Source organism: Nocardioides sp. CPCC 206348 (assembly GCF_048654705.1).
Lineage (GTDB): Bacteria > Actinomycetota > Actinomycetes > Propionibacteriales > Nocardioidaceae > Nocardioides.
This window is the reverse complement of the sequence record NZ_JBMCZA010000217.1, coordinates 114,284-120,706: the sequence shown is the minus strand read 5'-3', so window position 1 is coordinate 120,706 and position 6,423 is coordinate 114,284. Positions and strand designations below refer to the sequence as shown.

The window sequence follows — 6,423 nt, the reverse complement described above, 5'->3', positions numbered from 1 at the left end:
CGCACCGGCACCTGCTGCAGCTACCGCCCCGACCCGGTCGCACCACTCGACTGGCGGGTCACCACCTGATCCTCAACAGAGACGCGCTCGGCGAAACTCAGTCGAAGACGTCGACGTGGACGTGGTCGCGGTGCTCCAGGATCTTGATGTCACCGGGCGAGTCGGGCGGGTCGTAGTCGCGCCAACCGTCCCGGCCGGCGGTCCAGATCCGGTCGTCGAAGATGACCGTGCGCACGTCGAGGCGTGCGGCGTTGGCCACCAGGTAGTGGGCCATCGCCCAGCCGCGGATGTTGTTCGCGTTGTTGATCGGTCGCACGAACACGTCGATCGCGCGACCTTCGTAGTGCGCGGATCCGTCGATGTGGCCGCTGTCGACGCCGTTGGGCGCGTAGCCGCCGAGCTTGAGGTTGCCGAACCGCTTCAGCAGTTCCTTGCGGGTGGTGTCGGCACGCTCGGTCAGGCCGTTCGGCATCAGCTCGTCGCTGACGGAAGGAGCGCCGCCGTCGAGGTCGCAGGTGAAGGTGGCGGGGGAGTAGCCGGCGAGGGCGGAGGCCAGGGCCCGGCCGTCGGCCTCGTGGTCGGCGTACGCGTCGGGGAAGGCGGACCGTTGGACCTTCTGCGCGGCGACCGTGATCTCCATGTCCTCGTAGCCGTCGATCTTGACCAGTGCGTCGTAGAACGCGTTGGTGGAGTAGATCGGGTCGAGGATCTGTTCGCGGGTGCCCCAGCCCTGCGACGGGCGCTGCTGGAACAGGCCGATCGAGTCGCGGTCGCCGTAGTCGATGTTGTCGAGCTTCGACTCCTGGTAGGCGGTGGCCAGCGCGATGGACGCTGCTCGCGCAGGCAGGCCCCGTCGTACGGCGATCGAGGCGATCAGGGACGCGTACTCGGCCTGCTCGGCGTCGATCTTGACGCTGTGCTGGTCGACCGTGACCTTGCAGTCACCGTCCGGTCCGCCGACCAGGTCGTCGGTCACCTTGAGGATGGCAATGCTCACGCCGGCGACGCTCGCCAGCACGGCGATGCCGACCACGACCGACGTTGCTCTGCGCTTCACGGCTCCCAGTCTGCGTGAGTGCTGGTGACGGACAGGCGTTGTCAGTTGGCGTGCAGGGCGGCGTTGAGGGCGATGCCCTCGCCCTGCCACGGCACGGCTTCGATGGCTCCGGTGACCGAGTTGCGGCGGAACAGCACGTTGCTGGCACCGGAGAGCTCCCGTGCCTTGATGACCCGCGCCTCCTTGCCGGGCTCGAGCACGGTGACCTTGGTGCCGGCGGTGACGTAGCAGCCCGCCTCGACGACACAGTCGTCGCCGAGCGAGATGCCGATGCCGGCGTTGGCGCCCAGCAGGCAGCGCTGACCGATCGAGACGACCTCCTTGCCGCCGCCCGACAGGGTGCCCATGATCGAGGCGCCGCCGCCCACGTCGGAGCCGTCACCGACGACGACGCCGGCGGAGATCCGGCCCTCGACCATCGACGTGCCGAGCGTGCCGGCGTTGAAGTTCACGAAGCCCTCGTGCATGACCGTGGTGCCCTCGGCCAGGTGAGCACCGAGCCGGACCCGGTCGGCGTCGGCGATCCGCACGCCACCGGGGATGACGTAGTCGACCAGGCGCGGGAACTTGTCGATGCCGAAGACGGTGACGTGCTTGCCGGCGGCCTGCAGGCGGGCGCGGGTGAGCTCGAAGCCCTCGATCGAGCAGGGGCCGGCGGAGGTCCACACGACGTTGGTCAGCAGGCCGAAGACGCCGTCGAGGTTCTGCCCGTGGGGCGCGACGAGGCGGTGCGAGAGCAGGTGCAGCCGCAGCCACACGTCGGCGGTGCTCGCGGGAGCCGTCGCCAGGTCGGCGATCTCGACGAGCTCGACCCTGCGGGTCACCCCGCGTGCCTCGTCGGAGCCCTCGAGGGCGGCCAGGTCGGCCGGCGACACGGCGTCAGCCGGCTTCTCGCCCAGTGCGGGACTCGGGAACCAGACGTCGAGAACGGTCTGGTCGGCGGCGTACGTCGTCAGGCCGAAGCCCCATGCGGCAGTCACGTGGAGGAATCCTATCCGTTGGCGAGGATCGCCAGCTGTCGGCTCTGCGCGATCAGCCGACCCTGGTCGTCCCAGAGCTCGACGTCCTCGTCGTGGTAGCCGGCGAGGACGTGGCGGGTGACGACGTGGCCCAGGGCCCACACCGTCTCGGGACGACGACGGAAGTGGACGGTGAGCTGGATGGTCGCGGACGCCAGGTGGCCGATCTCGGCGGTGACGGGCGGGAACGCATCAGTCATGGCGCCGGCGAGGAGGGCGTCGACAGGTCGTTCGTCGGTGGTGCGGATCCAGCAGAGCGACTCGGTCACGCCCGACGGCTTGCCGGTGAGCCAACCGGGCGGGTTGGGGGACCGGTAGATGTAGCGGTCGAGGATGGGAACCATGCCCGGCGCCATCAGGGCGGTCACGTCCGCGCAGTCCTCGGGAGCGGGTACGACGGGCGCCGCATGCGGCGCGTGCTCGAAGGTTCCAGCAACGTCCCAGTCGTGGGTGCTCACCACGGCGTGGGCGATCTCCTTGCCCTGCTGGACCAGTACGGCGTCGTACGTCGACACGCGACGTCCGGCGCGCACCTCGCGAACCGTGATGTCACCGGGGCCCGGGAGCCCCGGGCGGAAGAAGGTGATGGCGATGCTGAGTGCGTCGGGGTGGGCCGATTCCTGCAGCGCGGCGTGGAGCAGCAGCGCGAGGATGTAGCCGCCGTTGGGCGTCTGGTTGGCCGTGTTCCAGTCCGCCGTCAGCTGGACCCGGTGGACGCCGTCGGCAGTGCGCTCGGACGCGACCGCGTCGTCGAGGAGATGACTCACCCGGTCATTCTCCCGTGCGGCCGTCGATGCACTCGCGGAGGAGGTCGGCATGGCCGGTGTGGCGGGCGTACTCCTCGATCATGTGCACGAGGATGTCGCGCGCACTCGCCGTCTCGGTCCCGTCGCGGAACGTCACGACCGTGGCAAGGTCGGCGTCGGTCTGCCGGTCCGCCCATTCGTCGGCGAGCGCGACCTGCTCGCGCCAGGCAACGAACGCCTTGTCGACGTCGGCCTGGGTGGCGTCCCGCTCGGTGATGGCAGCGAAGCCGGCGTCACCGTCGTCGTCGTGCAGGCGGGGGCCGGGTGCACCCTGCAACGCCATCTGGAACCAGAAGTGCTCCACCCGCGCCAGGTGGCGGAGCAGGCCGAGCAGGCTGAGGTTGCTCGGGGGCACGGAGCGGCGAGCGAGCTCACCGGGGGCGAGGTCCTCGAGCTTTCGGCTGAACATCTTGCGGTACTCGCCGAGGTAGTCGCGGTAGTTGGCCAGTTCGCCGGCGGCAGCATCAGACATGCGCCCACCGTAGGAGGTCCGCGCAATCCCATTTTCCCAAGGACCCCCGGCCGCCGTACGCTGGGGGCACCAGCGTTTGAGCCGTCATCAGCGGCGAGCTCCGGGAAGAAAGCCGCAAGGCAAGTAGAACCCGGCGGGTAGGCCCGTCACAGCATTGAATGAGAGGTCCCGCAAGGGGCAAGCAGGGTGGTACCGCGGTCCTGACGGATCGTCCCTGGGTTTCGACAAGCTCTACCAACGAAATCCGCAGACGACGCAGGAGACCGAAGCCAGATGACCTATCCGAAGGTCACCACCGACCCGACCGCCGACCCGAACAACGGGCAGGGTGCCGTTCCCGGCTCCCCGAAGTTCCCCGCCATCGAGGAGGGGGTCCTGGCCTACTGGGCCGAGGACGACACGTTCCGGGCGTCGGTCGAGCAGCGCGACCCGGGCGCCTCCGGCGAGAACGAGTTCGTCTTCTACGACGGCCCGCCGTTCGCCAACGGTCTCCCGCACTACGGCCACCTGCTCACCGGCTACGTCAAGGACATCGTTCCGCGCTACCAGACGATGCGCGGCAAGCGGGTCGAGCGCCGCTTCGGCTGGGACACCCACGGCCTGCCCGCCGAGCTCGAGGCGATGCGCCTCAACGGCATCAAGACCACCGACGAGATCGTCGAGATGGGCATCGACAAGTTCAACGACGCCTGTCGCGCCTCGGTGCTCAAGTACTCCGGCGAGTGGCGCGAGTACGTCACCCGCCAGGCGCGCTGGGTCGACTTCGACAACGACTACAAGACGATGAACCCCGAGTTCATGGAGTCGGTCCTGTGGGCCTTCAAGGGCCTGTTCGACAAGGGCCTCGTCTACGAGGGCTTCCGGATCCTGCCGTACTGCTGGAACGACGAGACCCCGCTCTCCAACCACGAGCTGCGGATGGACGACGACGTCTACCAGGACCGCCAGGACCCCGCCCTCACCGTCGGGTTCCGCCTCGACTCCGGCGAGCTCGCGCTGGTCTGGACCACGACGCCGTGGACCCTGCCGTCCAACATGGGTATCGCCGTCGGCCCGTCGATCGAGTACGTCGTCGTCGAGTCCGACCTGCCCACCGGCTCCGCGGAGCGGTACCTCCTGGCCAAGGCCCGGCTGGCGTCGTACGCGAAGGAGCTGGGGGAGGAGCCGAACGTCGTCGAGACGCTGACCGGCGCCGACCTCGCGGGTCGCAGCTACACGCCGCCGTTCACCTACTACGCCGGCGCCGACAACGCACACCGCGTGCTGGTTGCCGACTTCGTGACCGTCGAGGACGGCACCGGGCTGGTGCACCTCGCGCCCGGCTTCGGTGAGGACGACAAGGCGATCCTCGACGCGGCAGGTGTCGAGACCGTCGTACCCGTCGGCAAGGACGGGCGCTTCACGTTCCCGGTGACCGACTACGAAGGCATGCAGGTCTTCGACGCGAACCCGCACATCATCGGTGACCTCAAGGCCGCGACCGCCTCGGTCAGCCCGGGCACGGTGCTGCTGCGCCGCGAGTCCTACAACCACTCCTACCCGCACTGCTGGCGCTGCCGCGAACCCCTGATCTACATGGCCGTCTCGTCGTGGTTCGTCGAGGTCACCAAGATCAAGGACCGGATGGGGGAGCTCAACCAGGACATCCGCTGGACCCCCGAGCACATCAAGGACGGCCAGTTCGGTCGCTGGCTCGAGAACGCCCGCGACTGGTCGATCACCCGCAACCGCTTCTGGGGCAGCCCGGTCCCGGTGTGGAAGAGCGACGACCCCACGTACCCGCGGATCGACGTCTACGGCTCCTTCGACGAGATCGAGCGCGACTTCGGCCGCCTGCCGGTCAACGCCCAGGGCCTGCGCGACCTCCACCGCCCGTGGATCGACGACCTGACCCGACCCAACCCCGACGACCCGACCGGCAGGTCGACGATGCGTCGCGTCTCCGACGTGCTCGACGTGTGGTTCGACTCGGGCTCGATGAGCTTCGCCCAGGTGCACTACCCGTTCGAGAACACCGACTGGTTCGAGCAGCACTTCCCGGCGGACTTCATCGTCGAGTACATCGGCCAGACCCGCGGCTGGTTCTACACGCTGCACATCCTGGCGACGGCGCTCTTCGACAAGCCGGCGTTCTCGTCGTGCATCAGCCACGGCATCGTGCTGGGCTCCGACGGCAACAAGATGTCGAAGTCGCTGCGCAACTACCCCGACGTGTCCGAGGTCTTCGACCGCGACGGCGCCGACGCGATGCGCTGGTTCCTCATGGCCAGCCCGATCCTGCGCGGTGGCAACCTCGTGGTGACCGAGCAGGGCATCCGCGAGGCCGTGCGCCAGGTGATGATCCCGCTGTGGAACACGTGGTACTTCTTCGCGCTCTACGCCAACGCCGAGCACTACGACGCCCAGGGCTCGACGGACTCGAGCGACCCGCTCGACCGCTACCTGCTCGCCAAGACCAGGCAGTACGTCGACAAGCTGACCGCCGAGCTCGACGAGTACGCGATCGCGGATGCCTGCGAGACCACGCGTGCGTTCTTCGACGTGCTGACCAACTGGTACGTCCGCCGCTCCCGCGAGCGGTTCTGGGAGGGCAAGCCGGAAGCGTTCGAGACGCTGGCCGCGGTGCTCGACGTCGTGTGCCGGGCCATCGCCCCGCTGCTGCCGTTGACCACCGAGGAGATCTGGCGCGGCCTGACCGGCGAGCGCTCGGTGCACCTGGCCGACTGGCCCGACGTGTCGGCGCTGCCGGCCGATGACGCGCTCGTCGCTGCGATGGACCAGGTCCGCGAGGTCTGCTCGGCGACGTCCGCACTGCGCAAGGCCGCCCGGCTGCGCAACCGGCTGCCGCTGGCCCAGCTCACCGTCGTGGTGGCCGACCCGACCGCACTCGAGCCGTTCAGCGAGATCATCGCCGACGAGCTCAACGTGAAGTCGGTGCGCCTGGTGGCCGCCGACTCCGACGAGGCCGAGGGCTACGGCGTGGAGCAGAAGCTCACCGTCAACGCTCGTGCGGCCGGTCCGCGCCTCGGCAAGGACGTCCAGCTCGCCATCAAGGGCTCGAAGACGGGC

Annotated in this window: 5 protein-coding genes; 1 reads left to right on the top strand and 4 read right to left on the bottom strand. The window is 68.9% G+C overall.

The window, feature by feature from the left end; genetic code table 11:
- Positions 1-97 precede the first annotated feature (97 nt).
- The 4 genes from ACOADB_RS24410 to ACOADB_RS24395 are packed head-to-tail and all read right to left on the bottom strand — an operon-like array spanning position 98 to position 3,354.
- The gene (locus tag ACOADB_RS24410; RefSeq protein ID WP_378604929.1) at positions 98-1,057 is read right to left on the bottom strand and encodes a hypothetical protein; all 960 of its coding nucleotides are present in this window, start codon (positions 1,055-1,057) and stop codon (positions 98-100) included.
- Between the two features lie 41 nt (positions 1,058-1,098).
- On the bottom strand, positions 1,099-2,037 hold the full coding sequence (gene dapD / locus ACOADB_RS24405; protein ID WP_378604926.1) for a 2,3,4,5-tetrahydropyridine-2,6-dicarboxylate N-succinyltransferase: 939 nt from the start codon (positions 2,035-2,037) through the stop codon (positions 1,099-1,101).
- Positions 2,038-2,048: 11 nt separating this feature from the next.
- Positions 2,049-2,843 (bottom strand): acyl-CoA thioesterase, encoded by a 795-nt coding sequence (locus tag ACOADB_RS24400; protein WP_378604923.1) that lies wholly within the window; start codon positions 2,841-2,843, stop codon positions 2,049-2,051.
- A 4-nt stretch (positions 2,844-2,847) separates the two neighbouring features.
- On the bottom strand, positions 2,848-3,354 hold the full coding sequence (locus ACOADB_RS24395; RefSeq protein ID WP_378604920.1) for a DUF664 domain-containing protein: 507 nt from the start codon (positions 3,352-3,354) through the stop codon (positions 2,848-2,850).
- A gap of 273 nt (positions 3,355-3,627) precedes the next feature.
- Here ACOADB_RS24395 and ileS point away from each other — a divergent pair.
- A partial coding sequence (gene ileS, locus ACOADB_RS24390; RefSeq protein ID WP_378604917.1) for an isoleucine--tRNA ligase occupies positions 3,628-6,423 on the top strand: 2,796 nt, incomplete at its 3' end.

Bases quoted from the DNA above. Each gene is read 5' to 3' on its own strand.
- ACOADB_RS24395 (WP_378604920.1), bottom strand. From the start codon at position 3,354: ATGTCTGATGCTGCCGCCGGCGAACTGGCCAACTACCGCGACTACCTC.